24 protein-coding genes and 1 pseudogene are annotated in these 18,848 nt (G+C 63.0%); 20 read left to right on the forward strand and 5 right to left on the reverse strand.

The features are described from left to right. Window positions 1-151: 151 nt before the first annotated feature. The 10 genes from KCTC_RS08440 to KCTC_RS08485 all read left to right on the forward strand — a co-directional run bounded on the left by KCTC_RS08440 (window position 152) and on the right by KCTC_RS08485 (window position 6,677). Entirely contained in the window at window positions 152-682 is a 531-nt protein-coding gene (locus tag KCTC_RS08440) for a hypothetical protein (protein WP_125568545.1), read from the forward strand. A 146-nt stretch (window positions 683-828) separates the two neighbouring features. Next, on the forward strand, window positions 829-1,116 hold the full coding sequence (gene rpsF, locus KCTC_RS08445; protein ID WP_125568547.1) for a 30S ribosomal protein S6: 288 nt from the start codon (window positions 829-831) through the stop codon (window positions 1,114-1,116). 114 nt (window positions 1,117-1,230) lie between these two features. Continuing rightward, window positions 1,231-1,752: a single-stranded DNA-binding protein gene (locus KCTC_RS08450; RefSeq protein ID WP_125568549.1), complete on the forward strand. Its 522-nt coding sequence runs from the start codon at window positions 1,231-1,233 to the stop codon at window positions 1,750-1,752. Between the two features lie 62 nt (window positions 1,753-1,814). Beyond that, complete coding sequence (gene rpsR / locus KCTC_RS08455; protein ID WP_125568551.1) at window positions 1,815-2,051, forward strand: 30S ribosomal protein S18; 237 nt, start codon at window positions 1,815-1,817, stop codon at window positions 2,049-2,051. 14 nt (window positions 2,052-2,065) lie between these two features. Then, a complete protein-coding gene (gene rplI / locus KCTC_RS08460; protein WP_125568553.1) occupies window positions 2,066-2,515 on the forward strand; it encodes a 50S ribosomal protein L9 in 450 nt (149 codons plus the stop codon). A gap of 461 nt (window positions 2,516-2,976) precedes the next feature. Then, a complete protein-coding gene (gene dnaB, locus KCTC_RS08465) occupies window positions 2,977-4,374 on the forward strand; it encodes a replicative DNA helicase (protein ID WP_125568555.1) in 1,398 nt (465 codons plus the stop codon). Between the two features lie 245 nt (window positions 4,375-4,619). Continuing rightward, window positions 4,620-4,901: a transposase gene (locus KCTC_RS08470; protein WP_125568557.1), complete on the forward strand. Its 282-nt coding sequence runs from the start codon at window positions 4,620-4,622 to the stop codon at window positions 4,899-4,901. A gap of 23 nt (window positions 4,902-4,924) precedes the next feature. After that, window positions 4,925-5,773, forward strand: coding sequence for an IS3 family transposase (locus tag KCTC_RS08475; RefSeq protein ID WP_125568559.1), 849 nt, complete (start codon window positions 4,925-4,927; stop codon window positions 5,771-5,773). 104 nt (window positions 5,774-5,877) lie between these two features. Further along, the gene (locus KCTC_RS08480) at window positions 5,878-6,348 is read left to right on the forward strand and encodes a hypothetical protein (protein ID WP_125568561.1); all 471 of its coding nucleotides are present in this window, start codon (window positions 5,878-5,880) and stop codon (window positions 6,346-6,348) included. 26 nt (window positions 6,349-6,374) lie between these two features. Continuing rightward, entirely contained in the window at window positions 6,375-6,677 is a 303-nt protein-coding gene (locus KCTC_RS08485; RefSeq protein WP_125568563.1) for a hypothetical protein, read from the forward strand. 293 nt (window positions 6,678-6,970) lie between these two features. Here KCTC_RS08485 and KCTC_RS08490 read toward each other — a convergent pair whose 3' ends face one another. Further along, complete coding sequence (locus tag KCTC_RS08490; protein WP_125568559.1) at window positions 6,971-7,819, reverse strand: IS3 family transposase; 849 nt, start codon at window positions 7,817-7,819, stop codon at window positions 6,971-6,973. A gap of 23 nt (window positions 7,820-7,842) precedes the next feature. Next, on the reverse strand, window positions 7,843-8,124 hold the full coding sequence (locus KCTC_RS08495) for a transposase (RefSeq protein WP_125568557.1): 282 nt from the start codon (window positions 8,122-8,124) through the stop codon (window positions 7,843-7,845). Between the two features lie 70 nt (window positions 8,125-8,194). On the opposite strand from KCTC_RS08495, the pseudogene KCTC_RS08500 reads away from it, so the two are divergent. Together KCTC_RS08500 and KCTC_RS08505 are read left to right on the forward strand one after the other, a co-directional pair. Next, window positions 8,195-8,605 (forward strand): annotated as a pseudogene (locus KCTC_RS08500) (transposase); the annotation flags it as partial. Between the two features lie 1,269 nt (window positions 8,606-9,874). Beyond that, a complete protein-coding gene (locus KCTC_RS08505) occupies window positions 9,875-11,494 on the forward strand; it encodes a hypothetical protein (RefSeq protein WP_125568567.1) in 1,620 nt (539 codons plus the stop codon). Between the two features lie 579 nt (window positions 11,495-12,073). Here the strand turns inward: KCTC_RS08505 and KCTC_RS15260 are convergent. Beyond that, window positions 12,074-12,514, reverse strand: coding sequence for a transposase (locus tag KCTC_RS15260; protein ID WP_197715294.1), 441 nt, complete (start codon window positions 12,512-12,514; stop codon window positions 12,074-12,076). Between KCTC_RS15260 and KCTC_RS08515 the strand changes: the two genes are divergently transcribed. From KCTC_RS08515 to KCTC_RS08545, 7 genes are all read left to right on the forward strand, one after another. Then, a complete protein-coding gene (locus KCTC_RS08515; protein WP_125568569.1) occupies window positions 12,480-12,761 on the forward strand; it encodes a transposase in 282 nt (93 codons plus the stop codon). The two genes, KCTC_RS15260 and KCTC_RS08515, sit on opposite strands and share 35 nt — an antisense overlap. A 29-nt stretch (window positions 12,762-12,790) precedes the next feature. Next, entirely contained in the window at window positions 12,791-13,633 is an 843-nt protein-coding gene (locus KCTC_RS08520; RefSeq protein WP_125568571.1) for an IS3 family transposase, read from the forward strand. After that, window positions 13,617-14,498, forward strand: a complete 882-nt coding sequence (locus KCTC_RS15165) for an RHS repeat-associated core domain-containing protein (protein ID WP_125568573.1) — start codon at window positions 13,617-13,619, stop codon at window positions 14,496-14,498. Before KCTC_RS08520 ends, KCTC_RS15165 begins: the two co-directional genes overlap by 17 nt. A 14-nt stretch (window positions 14,499-14,512) precedes the next feature. Beyond that, on the forward strand, window positions 14,513-14,743 hold the full coding sequence (locus KCTC_RS08530) for a hypothetical protein (RefSeq protein ID WP_125568575.1): 231 nt from the start codon (window positions 14,513-14,515) through the stop codon (window positions 14,741-14,743). 519 nt (window positions 14,744-15,262) lie between these two features. After that, complete coding sequence (locus KCTC_RS08535) at window positions 15,263-16,084, forward strand: sigma-70 family RNA polymerase sigma factor (protein ID WP_125568577.1); 822 nt, start codon at window positions 15,263-15,265, stop codon at window positions 16,082-16,084. 60 nt (window positions 16,085-16,144) lie between these two features. Further along, window positions 16,145-16,861, forward strand: a complete 717-nt coding sequence (locus KCTC_RS08540; RefSeq protein WP_269461415.1) for a GAF and ANTAR domain-containing protein — start codon at window positions 16,145-16,147, stop codon at window positions 16,859-16,861. Between the two features lie 84 nt (window positions 16,862-16,945). After that, complete coding sequence (locus KCTC_RS08545) at window positions 16,946-17,638, forward strand: GAF and ANTAR domain-containing protein (RefSeq protein ID WP_231998653.1); 693 nt, start codon at window positions 16,946-16,948, stop codon at window positions 17,636-17,638. Between the two features lie 8 nt (window positions 17,639-17,646). Here the strand turns inward: KCTC_RS08545 and KCTC_RS08550 are convergent, their stop codons facing one another. Then, window positions 17,647-18,138 (reverse strand): DUF1003 domain-containing protein, encoded by a 492-nt coding sequence (locus KCTC_RS08550; protein ID WP_197715166.1) that lies wholly within the window; start codon window positions 18,136-18,138, stop codon window positions 17,647-17,649. Between the two features lie 94 nt (window positions 18,139-18,232). On the opposite strand from KCTC_RS08550, the gene KCTC_RS08555 reads away from it, so the two are divergent. Further along, window positions 18,233-18,439 (forward strand): hypothetical protein, encoded by a 207-nt coding sequence (locus KCTC_RS08555; protein WP_125568583.1) that lies wholly within the window; start codon window positions 18,233-18,235, stop codon window positions 18,437-18,439. A gap of 83 nt (window positions 18,440-18,522) precedes the next feature. Here the strand turns inward: KCTC_RS08555 and KCTC_RS08560 are convergent, their stop codons facing one another. Beyond that, entirely contained in the window at window positions 18,523-18,708 is a 186-nt protein-coding gene (locus KCTC_RS08560; RefSeq protein ID WP_125568585.1) for a CsbD family protein, read from the reverse strand. Between the last annotated feature and the right edge of the window lie 140 nt (window positions 18,709-18,848).

Consider the following 18,848-nt stretch of genomic DNA (forward strand, 5'->3'; position numbering starts at 1 on the left):
AACGCTACCCGTCCGCGCAGGTACGGCCGGGGACCGGCGCACGGTCCAATGTCGCGTGAACTGGTCGACATTGATCGTGATTTGAGCCGGACCTGTTGATTTCACAGGATCGGTGCGAGAAATTGAGAACCCCCAACCTGAAGGGTTCGTCATGTCCGATCAGATGGTTCCTCCTCCTCCTCCGCCCCCGCCGTCACCGTCGTCCGGAGGCGGTGGCTTCGACGCCAACGCGGCCGTTGACCAGTTCAAGGGCGCCGACCCGCTCGACCTCGCGGTCGTGGGTGCGGGCGTACTGGCGCTGATCTTCTCCTGGTTCAGCAGCTTCTACACCGTGCACGTCTCCTTCGCGGGTTACAGCGCAGGCGGCGGTACCTCGGCGTGGCACGGATTCTTCGGCTGGGCCGGCGTACTGCTGCTGCTCGCGGCTTCGGCCGTGGTAGCTGCCAAGATCGTGAACATCACTGTCCCGAACGAGGACCTCATCGTTGTCGGGACGTCGGTCGTCGGACTGCTGTTCGTACTTCTTGCGCTCTTCGTCGACGTCGGCAACACCGGAGCGCTGGCAGGCACGGGCATCAGCGAGGGCCGTGGCTGGAGCTACTGGATCGTGCTGATCCTGGCGATTGCCTCCGGCGGCATCTCTGGCATGAAGTTCGCGAAGGCTCGCGGCCTGATGAAGTAGCCCAATACCCCGCGTACGGGATTGGACCGGCGGGCGCGCAGGCAGTTAGCCTTGCGCGTCCGCCGGTTTCGTTTCCGGTGGGCAACGCAGTAGTCCTCCTGCCATGGAAAGACCATGGCCGCTGAGTCCGTAGGAGGTGGAGACACATGCGTGCATACGAGCTCCTGGTCATCCTTGACCCGAGCACCGACGAGCGTACGGTTGCCCCGTCGCTCGACAAGTACCTCAACGTGGTCCGGAACGACGGTGGCACCGTCGAGTCCCTGGACGTGTGGGGCAAGCGTCGTCTTGCCTACGAGGTCAAGAAGAACGCCGAGGGCATCTACGCTCTGGTGAACCTCACCGCCGAGCCGGCGACCGTCAAGGAGCTGGACCGCCAGCTGACCCTGAACGAGTCGATCCTGCGCACCAAGGTCATCCGCCCGTCCAAGTGACGCGCGGCTGATCCCCGTTGCGGCGACCGGCATCCGGTCCTCACCGAAATTGTCGGGGCTCCCTGCTTAGGTAGGGGCTATCGCTGCAACAACGATCGGAACTAGGGAGACACCATGGCAGGCGAGACCACACTCACCGTGATCGGCAACCTCACTGACGACCCGGAGCTGCGTTTCACGCCCTCCGGCGCGGCGGTGGCCAACTTCACGGTGGCCTCGACCCCGCGCACGTTCAACAAGCAGACGAACGCGTGGGATGACGGCGAAACGCTGTTCCTGCGGTGCTCGATCTGGCGTCAGGCCGCCGAGAACGTGGCCGAGTCCCTCACCCGAGGCACTCGCGTCATCGTCTCGGGTCGCCTCAAGGCCCGTTCGTACGAGACTCGCGAAGGCGAGAAGCGTACGGTCATGGAGCTTGAGGTCGACGAGATCGGTCCGTCGCTGACCTGGGCAACTGCCAAGGTCACCCGTGCAAGCCGCTCCGGCGGTGGCGCGGGCGGTGGCTTCGGTGGTGGCGGCCAGCAGGCTGCTCCCGCCAACGACCCGTGGGCAACTCCGGCTCAGTCGGCTCCGGCCGCTGCAGCCAACGACCCGTGGGCGACTCCGGGCGCGAGCAACGACGAACCCCCGTTCTGATCCACAACCCATCACCTCAACCATTCCGACTTCGGTCGGGCTTCTAGAAAGGAAGCACCACAATGGCCAAGGCAGTGATTCGCAAGCCCAAGAAGAAGGTTTGCCAGTTCTGCAAGGAGAAGGCGACTGGCGTCGACTACAAGGACGCCAACCTCCTTCGCAAGTTCATCTCCGACCGCGGCAAGATCCGCGCCCGTCGCGTCACCGGTTGCTGCGTGCAGCACCAGCGCGACGTTGCGATCGCCGTCAAGAACGCGCGTGAGGTAGCCCTGCTGCCGTACACGTCCACCGGTCGCTGAGAGGAGGCACCACCATGGCGAAGATCATCCTGACCCAGGAAGTGTCCGGTCTCGGCTCCGCTGGCGATGTCATCGAGGTCAAGGACGGGTACGCCCGCAACTTCCTGCTCCCGCAGGGCCACGCCATCGCGTGGACCCGTGGCGCGGAGAAGGAAGTCGAGTCGATCAAGGCGGCCCGCAAGGCCCGCTCGGCTCGCGACCTCGGCCACGCTGGCGAGATCAAGGCGAAGCTTGAGGCTGCTCCGGTGGCCGTCAAGGTTCGCGCGGGCAAGGACGGCCGTCTCTTCGGCGCCGTCACCGTTGCTGACATCGCCGGCGCCCTCGAGGCGTCGACGGGCGAGGCGATCGACAAGCGTGCCATCGCTGTCGGCGCCGCGATCAAGTCGCTCGGCGCCCACTCGGTTGCCGTGAAGCTGCACGACGAGGTGTCGGCCCAGGTCTCGCTCAACGTTGTGAGCGCCTGAGTCACCACACCGTCAATCAATCGCTGATTGAGGCACTGCAAAGGGCCGGTCCTTCGGGGCCGGCTCTTTGTGTTTCTCTGGTCTAGACAACCGGTGGAAAAGGTGTGCAGAAGCACGGTTTCCGACGCTTTGTCGACATACCGCCAGAATGACGGCGTGTGTACGCCGGGTGAACTGGGTCACAGTCGAGATATTTTTCCTCCACAATGTCCACAATGCGTTTCCGCAGGTCAGAGGCATGTTACGCGTGAGTACTCCACAGTTATCCACATCTTGTTCCGCAGTCCTCCCAACCCCCGTCGCGTGTCCTCCACGGTGAACGGACAGTTATCCCCACCCCCTGTGGATAACCAGGGCCTCGCCGCTTTCCCCGCACACACCGCCGGCCGTAGCCTCATCAAAACTGTCGGACCTCAGACCTACGGTGTGAGAGACGGTCCAGGCTGATCGGGGAGGGAAGCATGAGCGTCACCGAGGCACCTGCGTACGACACCTGGGGCGACGGTCCAGCACCGTATGAGCCGGGCGAGGCTCCCCGCGGCGAGAACGATCGGACGCCGCCGCAGGACATGGCGGCTGAGCAGTGCGTACTCGGCGCGATGCTCATCTCCAAGGACGCGATCGCCAACGTGACCGAAGAGCTCAAGGGCTCTGACTTCTACCGGCCGTCGCACGAGGCGATCTACGACGCGATCACCGATCTGTACGGCCGCGGCGACGCCGTCGACATGATCACCGTCAAGAACGAGCTGGAGCGTCAGGGCGAGCTGCAGCGCATCGGTGGCGCTGCGTACCTGCACACCCTGGCTGCCAACGTGCCGATTGCCGCGAACGCTCCGTATTACGCGCAGATCGTGCGCGACAAGGCCGTCCTGCGCCGCCTGGTGACGGCCGGCACCAAGATCGTCCAGACCGGGTACGCCGGCGAGGGCGAGGTCGACATGATCGTCGACGCGGCCGAGGCCGAGATCTTCGGGGTGAAGGACAAGCGCAGGACCGAGGACTACGCCCCGCTCGGCGACTTCATGGACAAGGTCCTCGAGGAGATCGAGGCGCTGAGCAACCGCGAGCAGGGGACGTACGGCGTCCCCACAGGCTTCGCGGACCTGGACGAACTCACCAACGGCTTCCAGCCCGGCCAGATGATCATCGTGGCGGCCCGTCCCGCGATGGGCAAGTCCACTCTTGCTCTCGACTTCTGCCGGTCGGCCTCGATCGCCAACAACATGACGAGCGTCTTCTTCAGCCTCGAAATGACGCGCTCGGAGATCGCGATGCGCATGCTGGCGGCAGAGGCGCGCGTCCCGCTCGGTCACATCCGCGGCGGCCAGATGGCTGAGGACGACTGGACGAAGCTCGCCTCCAAGATGGGCAAGGTTTCGGGCGCTCCGCTCTTCATCGACGACTCGCCGAACATGACGATGATGGAGATCCGGTCGAAGGCCCGCCGCCTCAAGCAGCGGCACGATCTGCGGCTCGTGGTCATCGACTACATGCAACTCATGTCGAGCGGCAAGAAGGTCGAGAGCCGTCAGCTCGAGGTCTCGGAGTTCTCGCGTCAGATCAAGCTGCTGGCGAAAGAGCTGGAGGTCCCGATCATCGCGCTGTCGCAGCTCAACCGTGGTCCCGAGCAGCGCGCCGACAAGCGCCCGATGCCGTCAGACCTGCGTGAGTCCGGCTCGCTCGAGCAGGACGCCGACATGGTGATCCTGCTGCACCGCGAGGACCACTACGAGAAGGAGTCGAGCCGCCCCGGGGAGGCCGACCTGATCGTGGCCAAGAACCGTAACGGGCCCACCCGCGACGTCATCGTCACCTTCCAGGGGCACTACAGCCGGTTCGCCGACATGGCGCGTTGATCCCCCACACGTGTCGAGATGCAGCGAACTTGTCATTTCTCGTCGGGCAGGACGTCATACCGGCGGTATGAGTGGGCGAGGGTAGACGGGTGCCTAGAAGCATGGGATGTATGAGGTTGCGGGCCGCAAGCGCGGAATGGCAGTAGATCGAGCCCCGAGCTACTTGATCCCCGGTGTCCGGCCCCCCGAAAACTGGTCCAAAACTTGTGAGGATCCATCCATGAGTGAGAGGACCGGTGTCAGTGATGGCTGCGGCGAAGAGGTTGTCGCCTGAGCAGATCGTGGCGAAGTTGCGGGATGCGGAGAAGCTCCAGGGCCAAGGCGCGACGATTCCGCAGGTGTGTAAACGGCTCGGCGTCAGCGAGCAGACGTTCTATCGGTGGCGTTCGAAGTACGGGGCGTTGAAGGAGGACGAGGCGATCCGGCTCAAGACGCTGGAACAGGAGAACGCCCGGCTGAAGCGGATCGTTGCTGAGCAGGCGTTGGACATCTCGATGTTGAAGGACCTGTCCAAGGGAAACTTCTAAGCCCGGCTCGTCGACGCGATGCGGTGGCTCACCTTGAGAAGAAGTTCAAGGTCAGTGAACGGCGTGCGTGTCGTCTTGTCGGGCAGCCCCGATCCTCCAACCGTTACGCCCCGGTGCCGTCGGATTTCGAAGCTCATTTGGTCGCGCGGATGACCAAGCTGGCCGGTCGGCATCCGAAGTGGGGCTACCGGATCATCCACGCACTCTTGGTCGAGGAAGGCTGGGAGATCAACCGGAAACGCATCGAGCGGTTGTGGCGCCAAGAAGGGCTCCAAGTGCCCCCACGACGGAGCAAAGATGCAGGTCAGAAGGCACGTGGGGACGACGAGAACTCGTTGTGGAAGCTGCCACCGTTACGTCGCAATCACATCTGGTCCTATGACTTCGTGACCCGTAGGACCGATGACGGCCGCGCGGTGCGGGTGCTGAACGTGATCGATGAGTTCACCCGTGTCGCGCTCGGGTCGTGGGTGGCCAGGTCGATCGGTGCCGTCCATGTCCAACGTCACTTGGAGGTCCTCTTCGAACGTCACGGGAAGCCTTCGTTGATCCGAGCCGACAACGGCCGGGAGTTCGTGGCCGACTCCCTGCGTGAGTGGCTGACCGAGCAAGGCGTTCGGGCGGTGTTCGTGGCCAAGGCCTCGCCGCAGCAGAACGGGTACATCGAACGCTTCAACGGCACGATGTCGCGGGAGCTGTTCGGGCACGAGATCTACCACTCGGTCCTGGAAGTTCGACACGTCGTCAACGAGTGGACGCAGATGTACAACACCCGCCGACCCCACCGGGGATTGGGTGGCAAGACCCCAGCGGCGTACGCGAAGATGTACCCCGACACAGTCGATCCCGAAGAGGATGGTGGTTGCCCGTGAGAGGGACTACCACCACTGCGCCTGGACCAGTCCGATCGCAGCCCAGGATCGGAGAGTCAGCCCGGAAGTCTCACACCGGGCGGACCAGAAAACAGGGGCCGGACATGGGACTCCTGCTCGGAGGGTTTAAGCAGTACTGCTTCGTCGTGGCGATCGACGACACAAACGGAAACCTGACCGCAGGCACGACCGAGACCACTACCACTGGTCGTGCACTACAAACGCCCGGAGTTGGGGTCTCGCTGAGTGGAGGGCCGTCGAGTGCTCGGACCGTCGACCAACAGGGAGGTCCGTTCTACTACGGCGGCGGGTCGGCGGAGATACGTTCCCACGTCAGCGTCGGCGGCGGCGGCTACTACGGTACGAATCCGTGTGCGCCGGGAGGATTTGTTGCAGGTTACGAGGGTTCCGTTGGGACGGGCCTTGGGCCTAGCTTTGAGGTCCACGGAGGAGTCAGCAACACGACTACACACACGTTCCTGAGCGTTCCACTAGTACCGTTGCTTCAGGGGATCATGACGTCTCCGTCGACGGTAGTGACCAGTATGTGGGGTTTGGTTGGTGGCTTCCTATGAGGCGGACGTATGTAGGTGGCTTGTGGATGTCGGTGTGGATGAGACTCAGCTGGCCACTTGTTCGCCTCCAGGCCACGGAGGACCGGATCACGTTCGAGGCGCGCTTCGGAATCGGCATCTTCCTCGGGCCATGGATTGTTAAGAAAGAGGAGATCTCCGCGATCCGCATGAACCCTTCGTGGGGCGACATCGAGATTCACTTCCGAGAGCCGAGGCGGACCTTTCTTTTCAGTTCAAAGAAGTACACATTCGGATCGCCGGTGTTCCGTCCGGCCGAGTTGCTCTCAGAGCTCCACAGTCTCGGGTACCCGGTCGAACTCGGACACTGATGGTAGCCAGCCCTAGCGGTGTCCCAAATGTGCTGTGCTCGACATTCCGGTTACCCGCGTGTCCTACCCCCGATTTTCGGTCCACATCTCGCGTGGGTGCTCGAAACGTTGAGAGTGCTGTGGAGGTGTGTGATGGCTGCAGTTGAGCGGTTCATTTTGGGTTACCGAGGGTGCACGATTTTAGGATTTGTCCGGCCCCTGTTTTCTGGTCCGCCCGGTGTGAGACTTCCGGGCTGACTCTCCGATCCTGGGCTGCGATCGGACTGGTCCAGGCGCAGTGGTGGTAGTCCCTCTCACGGGCAACCACCATCCTCTTCGGGATCGACTGTGTCGGGGTACATCTTCGCGTACGCCGCTGGGGTCTTGCCACCCAATCCCCGGTGGGGTCGGCGGGTGTTGTACATCTGCGTCCACTCGTTGACGACGTGTCGAACTTCCAGGACCGAGTGGTAGATCTCGTGCCCGAACAGCTCCCGCGACATCGTGCCGTTGAAGCGTTCGATGTACCCGTTCTGCTGCGGCGAGGCCTTGGCCACGAACACCGCCCGAACGCCTTGCTCGGTCAGCCACTCACGCAGGGAGTCGGCCACGAACTCCCGGCCGTTGTCGGCTCGGATCAACGAAGGCTTCCCGTGACGTTCGAAGAGGACCTCCAAGTGACGTTGGACATGGACGGCACCGATCGACCTGGCCACCCACGACCCGAGCGCGACACGGGTGAACTCATCGATCACGTTCAGCACCCGCACCGCGCGGCCGTCATCGGTCCTACGGGTCACGAAGTCATAGGACCAGATGTGATTGCGACGTAACGGTGGCAGCTTCCACAACGAGTTCTCGTCGTCCCCACGTGCCTTCTGACCTGCATCTTTGCTCCGTCGTGGGGGCACTTGGAGCCCTTCTTGGCGCCACAACCGCTCGATGCGTTTCCGGTTGATCTCCCAGCCTTCCTCGACCAAGAGTGCGTGGATGATCCGGTAGCCCCACTTCGGATGCCGACCGGCCAGCTTGGTCATCCGCGCGACCAAATGAGCTTCGAAATCCGACGGCACCGGGGCGTAACGGTTGGAGGATCGGGGCTGCCCGACAAGACGACACGCACGCCGTTCACTGACCTTGAACTTCTTCTCAAGGTGAGCCACCGCATCGCGTCGACGAGCCGGGCTTAGAAGTTTCCCTTGGACAGGTCCTTCAACATCGAGATGTCCAACGCCTGCTCAGCAACGATCCGCTTCAGCCGGGCGTTCTCCTGTTCCAGCGTCTTGAGCCGGATCGCCTCGTCCTCCTTCAACGCCCCGTACTTCGAACGCCACCGATAGAACGTCTGCTCGCTGACGCCGAGCCGTTTACACACCTGCGGAATCGTCGCGCCTTGGCCCTGGAGCTTCTCCGCATCCCGCAACTTCGCCACGATCTGCTCAGGCGACAACCTCTTCGCCGCAGCCATCACTGACACCGGTCCTCTCACTCATGGATGGATCCTCACAAGTTTTGGACCAGTTTTCGGGGGGCCGGACAGTAACAAGATCGTCGGCTACTCCATCGACTCACGGATGAAGTCGAGCCTGGCCGCGTCTGCGATGCGCAACGCGATCGCGCTGCGATCACCGGTCGCGACGGTGTGCCATTCGGACAGAGGCGGTCAATTTCGCGCGAAACGGGTTCAGCGACTGCTCGCGAACAACGGGCTCGTCGGATCGATGGGCCGCTCCTACGGTGCCGGCGACAACGCCTTCATGGAGAGCTTCTTCTCCCTGCTCCAGAAGAACGTCCTCAACACCAGGCGGTGGGAAACCCGGGAGGAACTGCGCCAGGCGATCGTGACCTGGATCGAAACCAAGTACAACCGTCGACGTCGTCAACGCGGCCTCGGGAAGCTCACCCCGGTCGAGTTTGAGATGATCTACCAGGCCGCAGAAGCGGCCTGATCAACGCAAACCCTGCGTGTCAACCAAAGCGGGGGCAGACCCTCGCGGCAAAAGAGTGCACTTGGGCTTAGCCGGGCGAGCACTGCCGATTGCAGATTGCGGCAATGGTCGGGGTTGAGCGACCTTGGCTCTAGAACCCGCCCTTCTGATGCTGAGCCTGATGGTCGGTTCATGCTCTCGGGCGCGTAGGAGATGTCGCGGTTTCCGTGCTCCACCCCCGTCTTGTTGGCGGAGTTGTGCGTGGTCGTCTTAGGCTGCTGAGGTAGCTATTTTGGGGTGGGAGAGTAGATGCGCAAGGGATGTGGTTTCGCACGGCGGCGGCTGGCCTTGGCGCGCACTGTTAGTGCCGTGGCGGCGAGCCTGTTTGCTGCTGGGCTTGCGTTGACGATCGAACCCTCGACCCTCGGAGCCAGCGCACTGACTAGTTCGCTGACAGCACCCGCCATCGCACAGGGCGGCCGGGTGAACATTCATGGGGGCGTGCTTCACCGGACCGGCTGCCTGCGCCCGGTCGTCGTGCAACAGCACGCGTCGGGTGCTTGGCGTCCAATCGCGCAGGCGAACGCGACCGTGAACGGCTACTTCTCGATCGCATTGCCGACCTCTCACGTCGGCACGTTTTCGTTTCGAGCGGTGGCTCCGGGGCGGTGTGGCTATGCGGCGGCGTTTGGATCACCGCTATCGCTGAACGTGACTGTACCGATGCCACCGAGGCCAGCGAACCCGATCACACATGCAACGGCATCACCTACTGATCCAGGAGTGGCTGTCCAACTTGTGTGGACGCCGACAACTATCGGCGCAACTCAGATAGTGATCCGACGTGTCTCCGGATCAACTCCCGCGTCGTCGCCCGTTCAGGGGACATTGGTTGACACGTTGACTCCCGCCGATCAGACGGTCGGTAGCTTTATTGACACGCAGGGTCTGACTCCCGGCGGAACCTATTCATATTCTTGGTTCTATCAGGACTCGACCGGCGCGTGGTCTCCGCCGGTCTCGGCAACCGCCGTCGCCTCTGCGCCCCCAGCGGGCTTTAGTTGGACCCCCGGGGCCGTACTGGAGCCAATGACGTCGGCCGCCCGAGGGTTCTCGTGCGCTACCACCAATTTTTGCATGGCTACCAACGGGCACTCTTACTACACGTTCAATGGCACTGCGTGGAGTTCCCCGGCAACCTTCCCCCTCGACGTCCCTTCTATGACCGCGTCGGCGCTTGGCCCCACCGGTGAGCTCCTCAGCTGCGGCAGCCCCACCTTCTGCGTCGCTGTGGGTGCCGACCAGATGTCGATTTGGGACGGGACCTCCTGGGCGCCTGCCACCTCGCTCGATTCGATCTTTCCCACGAACGTCAGCCTTTCCGGCCCGGACGTCCACGCTCGGGCTGCGGGGCTGTCGTGCGTGTCGGCAACCTGGTGCATGCTGGTGAACGAGGACCTTCAGTCGGCGATTTGGGACGGCTCGACCTGGACGACACTCGCCTCAATCAGACCGGGTGAGAACGCTTTTGCCATGGGCCTGTGGTGCAATTCCCCGACCGCATGCATTCTTGATGGTTTCGATTCGATCGATGCCGCATGGAACGGGTCCACTTGGACCAACCTCGGGCCCTCCATCGGCCTCGCCGCTGACGCCTGTGGATCCGCCACGATGTGCATCGGATTTACCAATGACGGCACGCCCCTCACCTCGTCTGGCAATACCGGATCGTGGTCACGCGGCCAGGCGTCCCTGTGGCCCGGCCAGCAGGTCAACGGAATCAGAGCCAGTTGCAGTTCGGCGACTTCGTGCGTAGCCGTAGCTGCGGTCGGATCGGACCTTGAGCGCACGTCCTACAACGGCATTGCCTGGTCTACGCCGGCAGTGTTGCTAGCAGGAGCCAACAACACCGGGTTCGTGCAATGCGACTCGAGTCGATGCGTCGCGATCGCACACGAGGCAGGCGACTTCTCCAACGAAGTAGCGTTTACTGAGACTCTCGGACTCTGGGGCGGCCCTCACACCATCGTTCACGACAACGTGGAAGTAGCTGCCGCCTGCAAGCCCGGCGGGGCATGCGCGGTCGTCGACTCGACCGGCAATGTCCGCGCGCTCCTTGGCTCAACATGGTCCGCGCCGCTCAACGTTGATCCGTCAGCCCAGGTGACCGGCGTCGCTTGTAACGCAGTCGTCTGCGGTGTGATCGATGCCGGAGGCGGTGCGGTGATGTATTCGGCGAACGGCTGGCAGGCCCGACAAGTTGTTGACTCGGTCGGTTTGGACGCAATCACCTGCGCCTCGGACGGTTCATGTGTAGCGGTCGACGGGAACGGCGGAACTGTCCGCTACGAGAATGGCGTCTGGTCGCCGCCCGCTCCGCGCCCGGCGCCGCAGAACAACCCGATGGCGACAGCGGGCTGGAAGATCGGCTGCGGTTCGGCCAACTATTGCGTTCTCGCCGATCCTTACAACGCGTGGATAAATGCGGGTACTGGCTGGACCCTCCTCACAAGTCCGCCAGGCGAAGGCGTCGACACTACGACCGCATTCGCAGCGCCAGGCGCGTTGGCATGCTCTGCTCCGACAACGTGCACATTGACCGGTGACCAGATCCCGTACCTGTACGCGAACTGGTTGCCAGATGATTCATGGTCCGGGCGACCGATTCAACTTCAGGACACCTACGCCCCGCAGTACTTGAGCGATGGACTCTCGATGGCCTGCCCCGCCGCTGACCTATGCGTCGTGACCGAAACCGCAAATGGAGATATCGCCACCATTTCTCAAACAGGTGCCACATCCACCAGCAGCCCTATCAACCTCAACGGAGCCGACAGCGTCGCGTGCTCATCCACGAGCTTTTGCCTCGGACTCGACAACTACGGAGTTATCGCGACCGCTACCCGATGAGCGGAACGAGGTGCGCAGCGATGTGGATGGCTATTGACCTTCACAGGCGGCGCCATCCGCTCGGTGACGGCCACGCGAACTAACATCCCTCCAGTCACGTTGCGGCAGATCAGGATGGATCGCCGTGTCACGATTGCGCCATGCAATCCGGCGCGCAAGTCGTGAGAGCCAAGTACGCCTTCCGGGGGATGGCGGCTTCCCTAGGAGCAACCATCCCGCTTGCTCCCAACACGCGAATAACTCTCAGCGGGATTGCCCGATGGCACGTGCAGGGCATGCCGCGCACTGCCTATGTTCGACTCAGCGACGATCGCCTCTCAGTGCTCCTGCATTTCGCGTTCAGGCCCGACCAGGTCATCGACATGCCACGGACGGCGATTCGGTCTGTTCGGTGGAGTGGCGGAATCACTGAGATCGACTACCAAATGTCTTCTGGAGCAGAAGAACTGCTGCGGCTGGGTGATTGGCGCGGTCGGTTCGGCGCTCCTTCCCAGCCCATCGAGTGCCGAGCCCTGGCCAGCGCACTCGGCTGGGATGCGTCCTGACTCGTCGCGGCAGACATCCCAGGTTCTGTTTGTGTCAAGCAGCGCGGTCGATGATGTGTGACCAGGCTGCTTTCTCGTCGTAGAGGGTGTCGGTTTTGAGGCAGCCGTGGAGGATGCCGATCCACCGGTTCGCGAGTTGTCGTAGGGCGGCTTGGTGGCCGGTCCCGCGGGCACGGATTTGTTGGTAGTAGGCCTTCGCGCCGGGTGATCCCCGCATCGATGAGAACGCCCACAACTGGGCGGCGTCCCCGAGGCGTTTGTTGCGGGCATAGCGAGCCAGGACGACCTTCTTCGTCCCGGACGCACGGGTGATGGGTGCGGTGCCGGCGTAGGCCTTTCGGGCCTTGGCGTCGGCGTATCGGTTCGGGTTGTCCGGCCCCCCGATTTCTGGTCCAAAACTTGTGAGAATCCATCCATGAGTGAGAGGACCGGTGTCAGTGATGGCTGCCGCTAAGAGGTTGTCGCCTGAGCAGATCGTGGCGAAGTTGCGGGATGCGGAGAAGCTTCAGGGGCAGGGCGCGACGATCCCGCAGGTGTGCAAACGGCTCGGGGTGTCTGAGCAGACGTTCTATCGCTGGCGTCAGAAGTACGGGGCGTTGAAGGAAGACGAGGCGATCCGGCTCAAAACCCTGGAGCAGGAGAACGCTCGGTTGAAACGGATCGTGGCTGAGCAGGCGCTCGACATCTCGATGTTGAAGGACCTTGCGAAGGGAAACTTCTGAGCCCGTCCCGTCGACGCGACGCGGTGGCGATGCTGACCAGGAAGCACAAGGTCAGCGAACGTCGCGCGTGCCGGCTGGTCGGGCAGAACCGATCCTCGAACCGCTACGTCGCGGTGCCTTCGGATTTCGAAGTCAAGCTCGTAGCGCGGATGACGAAGTTAGCTGCGCGGCATCCGAAGTGGGGTTACCGGATGATCCATCTGATTCTGGTTGAGGAGGGCTGGGAGGTGAACCGCAAACGGATCGAGCGGTTGTGGCGCCAAGAAGGCCTGCAAGTGCCCCCGTCGAGGGCTAAAGACGCAGGTCAGAAGGCGTTGGGGGCCGATGAGAACAGTTTGTGGAAGCTGCCACCGCTGCGTCGTAATCACATCTGGTCCTATGACTTCGTGACCCGCAGGACCGATGACGGGCGGGCGGTGCGGGTGCTGAACGTCATCGATGAGTTCACTCGGGTCGCGTTGGGGTCGTGGGTGGCGCGGTCGATCGGGGCGATGCACGTCCAGGAACACCTTGAAGCGCTGTTCGAGGTCCACGGGAAGCCGTCGCTGATCCGGGCCGACAACGGTCGGGAGTTCGTGGCTGATTCGCTGCGTGAATGGCTCACCGAGCAGGGCGTCCGGGCAGTGTTCGTGGCGAAGGCGTCGCCGCAGCAGAACGGGTACATCGAACGGTTCAACGGCTCGATGTCACGCGAGGTGTTCGGGCACGAGATCTACCACTCGGTGCTCGAGGTTCGACACGTGGTGAACGAGTGGACCGAGGTGTACAACACCCGCCGGCCTCATCGAGGACTTGGTGGCAAGACCCCGGCGGCGTACGCGAAGATGCATCCAGACACAGAAGATCCGGAAGAGGATGGTGGTTGCCCGTGAGAGGGACTACCACCACTGCGCGTGGACCAGTCCGCCCACGGGCCCGGATCGGATGTTCTGCCCGGAACTCTCACACCGGGCGGACCAGTTTCTTGGGGCCGGACACTACGACTCTCAGCACGGCACCACTCGACTCATCAATGATCAAACCGGTGATTACATCTACGGGCCCGACAACCAACTTCTCGAAACCACCACCGACCTCGTCATCCCCTCCCAAGACGGCTTCCCAGGTGCACCCACCAGCTACGCCCTCACCGACGCCATCGGCTCCACCCGAGCCCAAATCAGCCCCACCAACACCATCACCGGACACAACTTCAGCCCCTACGGCACCAGCACCGACCCAGGTGCCCCGCAATACGCCCAAGGCAACACCGACCCACTCACCGGCTACAACTACCTCCTCAACCGCAACTACGACCCCGCCACCGGCACCTTCACCAGCATCGACCCGATGGTTGATCTCACCGGCCAGCCCTACACCTACGCCGGCAACGACCCCACCAACCGCATAGACCCCACCGGACTCTGCGTCGGCTGTGGCCACGGCTTGAGTCCGATGAAGGGAGACGTGACCGGGAGATGTGATCACGGTGCAACCGACCAGGCATCAGATTCGGGCGACCTTCCCGCGGACCCTAGCCAGCAGTCGGCCGATGACTCTGGACAACAGTTCGGAGCCGGTCTGGCCGGCGGGAGCCTGGGATTTGGAGGTGCTGAACTCGCATCGACTGGCGTCGAGGCAGCGACCCTCGGCGTGGAGGTAGGGTCGACGGCGGCGATCGTCTCTGGGGCGGTTTTGGTGACAGGCGGAGCCGCCCTCATCGTTGTTGCAGTCTTTGTCGTCGCGAATTGGTGGTAAACAGGATGGTTAATATGTCCCTGACCTCCGACCGCGATCGTCTCGTTCGTCTGTCTCGGTACGTTGCCCTCGGCGCAGGTGTGCTGGGTCTGGTCGTGTCGGTGGCTTTGCACAGCCGCCTGCTGATGCTGATAACAATCGGCGTAGAAGTGACGGCGATCCTTGGGACGAGGGTCTTTCTCGTCGTTGCTGGTAGCGGGCATCGCGCCGAAGGGCGTCGACTTAAGGCTGACCTGGACAAGTAGTCGGTATCCGCGTTGCCTGGCCTCCCGAAAGCAGGTGCCGGACCGTTGGTTGATGGTGTCGTTTGTTGAACTGTCTCGGGGATTCGAATGGCTTACCGGTGGATCGGGAACGGACACGATGGTCGGCTTGTGGAGTCAATGACCTGTAGGCGCTTACCCGGACGCTGAGTGAGGCGCAGATTGACCCGCCCCGGGTGGCTCAGTTTCTCGGGACCGGACACCGGATCGCTTTGACTGCGCCCGCCTCGATCCGGCCAACGGCGCCAACAACGCATGTGAGTGGCTGCCTCGCTACTTTGACGCCGCGGCGCCAGCACAGTTATCTCGTCAAAGTTCCCTGCGGGAGGGTCTTCAATCTTCGGTGCATCTCGACAACGCCATGTCAGGAGCTGGTGAGCTGGCGTACGAGGTGCTGAGCATCTCGTAGCGGTGGCGGAGGGTGCCGACGTCGGAGTACGGTGAAAAGGCAGTTCTGCCTCGGACCCCGGCGGACCATTTCCGTACGAAGGCGATGAGGGTTTGAACACCCAGGTGGTTTCCGAGCAGTACGTGACGCGCGCGCGTGGACAGACTGTAGGTGACCTGCTCCAGCGCGAGCAGACGAGCGGCTATTTCGCGCAGGCGTGCCATGCCACTGATCCGGCAGCCAAGGTCAGATCACTCAACCAGGTCGTACTGGTGAACCTTCCTGTCGCCGATCGTCTGGCGCGGCACTACTCGGACCGAGGGATCCTGGTGCAGGACCTGATCCAGGTTGCTCGACTCGGATTGGTTCTCGCGGTCCGCCGGTTCGATCCCGATCTCGGGTCCGACTTCCTCTCCTTTGCGGTGCCGACGATCCGCGGTGAGTTGAAGCGACATTTCCGCGACCGCGGTTGGGTCGTGCGTCCGCCCCGGGCGGTTCAGGAGTTGTGCCCGAGGATTGTCGACGCGTCGTCGCTGTTGACTCAGCGGTTCGGCCGGACCCCGACCCGTGTCGAGATGGCGACACATCTCGGGGTCGATGAGCTTTCCGTCGCTCGTGCCTTGCTCGCCGACGGCTGTTTCGCGCCACCTTCTCTTGACTCCACGCTCAACGTCGAGGCAGGAGAAGACGGCGGCGGGCCGTGGGGCGCGAGAGTGGGTCGCATCGATCCGGGTCTGGAGTGGGTCGATGCGAAGGTGACGCTCGCTCCTCTGTTCCGGGGCTTGTGTGAGCGTGACAGGCGTGTGCTCCGGTTGCGGTTCGTTGATGAGATGACGCAGGAAGAGATCGGCGAGGTAGTCGGTGTCAGTCAGATGCAGGTCTCGCGGATTCTGGCTCGCATTCTGTGGCTCGCGCGGAACGAACTCGCCGCGTGAACTGATGGCCTGCCTCCGTGACGGCGACGCCAGCCTCCGGGCCGCACTCGGGGTGCCGTCGTGAGGACGGCCGGCCAGATCCTTGCGTCGCTGGAGTTCGCCGGATGTGACTCGCGCTCCCTGCCTGATCACCTGTGTCATCAGTGCATGGAGGCACTGCCGGTCAACGGAGTCGGGCTGGCGCTGATGAACGACGCCGGCCATCAGGGGGTCATCGCAGCAACAGATGGCCCGGCGAGGCTGATGGAGGAACTGCAGTTCACACTCGGTGAGGGACCGTGCCTGGATGCCTCGCGCAGCCGTCGACCGATCATGGAACCCGATCTCGCCGGGACCGCACGCACGCGATGGCCGGGCTTCGGGCCGGCAGTCCTGGAGGCTGGGATCGCTGCCATTTTTGCTTTCCCTCTCCAGATTGGAGCGATTCGGCTCGGGATCCTTGATCTCTACCGGGCGACTCCCGGCGCCCTTGATGACGAGCAGCTCGGCGACGCACTCGCCTATGGCGATGCCGCGGCGGTCGTCTTGTTGCGCATGCAGAGCAAGGTGCCACCTGGAGGTGGATTGCACCCGCTACTCGGGGCGTCGGTTCAGAGCCACGCCGAGGTGCACCAGGCCACCGGCGCGGTCGCTGTGCAAGCGGGCGTCAGCCTGAGCGAGGCATTGCTGCTGTTGCAGGCTCACGCGTACGCCGCCGACCGATCACTACGCGCGGTCGCACGGGACGTGCTTGAAGGAGCCCTTCGCTTCCAGCTCTCGGCGGAGGATCATGAATGAATCGGATCCAGCCTTGCAGTGCCGAGGGTGGTCCAGACAGGAACAAACAGAATGAACGCAGAGCGGCGTATCACGCAGGTTTTCGTGGAGCTCGCAGACACACTGGTCGATGAATTCGATGCGTTGGACTTCCTCCACACGCTGACCGAGCGGAGTGTCGAGCTCCTCAATGCCGACGCCGCCGGGGTGATCCTCAGCGACCAACACGGCCGCCTGCAAGTTGCGGCCTCGACGAGCAATCAGGCGCAAGTACTCGAACTCTTCGAGTTGCAGAGTGCTGAGGGTCCCTGCCTGGACTGCTTCAACAGTGGACACGTGATCGCCAATGTCGACCTCGCTCAGGCCGAAACTCGCTGGCCCAGGTTCACCGAAGCCTCTCTTCTCGCTGGCTACAGATCCACCCACGCGATCCCGCTGCGCTTGCGCGACCACGTCATTGGCGCGATGAATCTCTTCTGCCTCCACCAGTCGACCCTGAGCGAGGACGACCTGGCACTTGCGCAAGCTCTCGCTGATGTGGCGGCGATCGGCCTGCTTCAGGAGCGAGCGGTACGCGAGTCCCAGCTCATCGCCGAGCAGTTGCAGACCGCACTCAACAGTCGGGTGCTCATCGAGCAGGCAAAGGGGGTTCTGTTGGCACGGTCGGGAGTCAGCGTTGATGACGCCTTCAGGTTGATGCGGGCCCACAGTCGCAGAAACAACCAACGATTGAGCGACGTCGCTCTGGCCGTGATCAACGGAACCCTCACGCCGCGTCCGCCGGGAATCAGCGACTGAGTTCAGCGCTAGCCAGCAGAGTGGTTGCCGCACACGTGCTCGTGGATCTGCGTCGCAAGTTCAGCGACGGTCGTGGTGAGCACGGTGTTCGCCTCGATCAGTTCCTGCAGTTGCTTCGTGTTGTCGAGGGTGTGAATAGCCACCTCGCTGCTGATCGAGTCGGCGCGTTTGGCCGAGATCAGCAAGATCGCACCCTGCAGTCCGGCGACCATCGACAGGAACAGGTTCAGGAGGATGAACGGGTAGGGGTCAACGCCGTGCTTGCCGTTGACGGCCGCCCAGACGGCCATGAAGCACAGGAAGACAAAGACAAACGGCCATGACCCCATGCCATTGCGCATCAGATCTGCGGCCCGTTCGCCGACGGTGAGCTGACTGTGGTGGCGGACGCCGGGATGTTCGTGCCAACGATTCATGGTGGGCTCGGTTTCGTTCGAGACGGCGCCACCGGGGTCCGGGGTAGCAGGACATCTCCAACCTACCCGCAGGTCGGCCCGCACCTCCCGAGTTCCTGTCGCTCGCCTGTTTGAGGTTCGTCGGATACGGGTAAGGAAGACGTGCCCGGCCCTCGTCCATCAGCCTTGGAGGATCACCATGCGTATTGGCGGAAGTCTCGCCCTGATCTTTCTCGGCGCCGTTCTGAGATGGGCGATCACGTACACGCCTGCGGGAGTCAGCATCCCCACGGTCGGCACGATCGTGATCGTCGTAGGTGTCATCGGGCTGCTCCTGACGTTGACCTTGATGCTGACGAGGCGCCGCGGCGACGTCGTTCTCGACGACACGGACCCGAACGAGTAGCCGATGACGGCGTCCCTCTGATCGGGGTGGCGCGATGCTGGGGGCGCCGCGCAACGGTCGTCACGCGGCGCTCAAGCTTCACATCAACGGACTTCGTCGGCTCTCGCCTGGAGTCTGTCCTTCAGGCGACTGATCCTGTCTTTCAGGTCGGCCTTGCGTTGGTCAGCCCGCCCCGCGGCCTTCAAGTCGTCGTCATCAACAACGACGCCCGCTGCTTCCTTGGCGCGACCCGCGATTCGTTGGGTGCTGTTCTTGGACTGGTCATTCATGGTGGTGTGCCTCCGTGCTTGCGATTGTTCGGTCACCACCGCCCGTACCCGCTTTTCAGCCGCCCACTCACCGCCGTTCCGCCTCTTGCCGGTACGCGGTGCAGATCCAGGCGCTCACCCGGTTGCCGAACCGCCCTCCG

The sequence above is a fragment of the Nocardioides baekrokdamisoli genome (assembly GCF_003945325.1).
In the GTDB taxonomy this organism is placed as follows: Bacteria; Actinomycetota; Actinomycetes; order Propionibacteriales; family Nocardioidaceae; genus Nocardioides; species Nocardioides baekrokdamisoli.

Excerpts from the sequence above, each read along its gene's own strand:
- KCTC_RS08450 (WP_125568549.1), top strand. The coding sequence starts at position 1,231 with ATGGCAGGCGAGACCACACTCACCGTGATCGGCAACCTCACTGACGAC.
- KCTC_RS08515 (WP_125568569.1), top strand. The coding sequence starts at position 12,480 with ATGGCTGCCGCTAAGAGGTTGTCGCCTGAGCAGATCGTGGCGAAGTTG.
- KCTC_RS08560 (WP_125568585.1), bottom strand. The coding sequence starts at position 18,708 with ATGAATGACCAGTCCAAGAACAGCACCCAACGAATCGCGGGTCGCGCC.
- KCTC_RS08440 (WP_125568545.1), top strand. The coding sequence starts at position 152 with ATGTCCGATCAGATGGTTCCTCCTCCTCCTCCGCCCCCGCCGTCACCG.
- KCTC_RS08520 (WP_125568571.1), top strand. The coding sequence starts at position 12,791 with ATGCTGACCAGGAAGCACAAGGTCAGCGAACGTCGCGCGTGCCGGCTG.
- KCTC_RS08555 (WP_125568583.1), top strand. The coding sequence starts at position 18,233 with ATGCGTATTGGCGGAAGTCTCGCCCTGATCTTTCTCGGCGCCGTTCTG.
- KCTC_RS08530 (WP_125568575.1), top strand. The coding sequence starts at position 14,513 with ATGTCCCTGACCTCCGACCGCGATCGTCTCGTTCGTCTGTCTCGGTAC.
- rplI (WP_125568553.1), top strand. The coding sequence starts at position 2,066 with ATGGCGAAGATCATCCTGACCCAGGAAGTGTCCGGTCTCGGCTCCGCT.
- KCTC_RS15165 (WP_125568573.1), top strand. The coding sequence starts at position 13,617 with ATGGTGGTTGCCCGTGAGAGGGACTACCACCACTGCGCGTGGACCAGT.
- rpsR (WP_125568551.1), top strand. The coding sequence starts at position 1,815 with ATGGCCAAGGCAGTGATTCGCAAGCCCAAGAAGAAGGTTTGCCAGTTC.
- KCTC_RS08470 (WP_125568557.1), top strand. The coding sequence starts at position 4,620 with ATGGCTGCGGCGAAGAGGTTGTCGCCTGAGCAGATCGTGGCGAAGTTG.
- KCTC_RS08480 (WP_125568561.1), top strand. The coding sequence starts at position 5,878 with ATGGGACTCCTGCTCGGAGGGTTTAAGCAGTACTGCTTCGTCGTGGCG.
- KCTC_RS08495 (WP_125568557.1), bottom strand. The coding sequence starts at position 8,124 with ATGGCTGCGGCGAAGAGGTTGTCGCCTGAGCAGATCGTGGCGAAGTTG.
- rpsF (WP_125568547.1), top strand. The coding sequence starts at position 829 with ATGCGTGCATACGAGCTCCTGGTCATCCTTGACCCGAGCACCGACGAG.
- KCTC_RS08485 (WP_125568563.1), top strand. The coding sequence starts at position 6,375 with ATGTCGGTGTGGATGAGACTCAGCTGGCCACTTGTTCGCCTCCAGGCC.
- dnaB (WP_125568555.1), top strand. The coding sequence starts at position 2,977 with ATGAGCGTCACCGAGGCACCTGCGTACGACACCTGGGGCGACGGTCCA.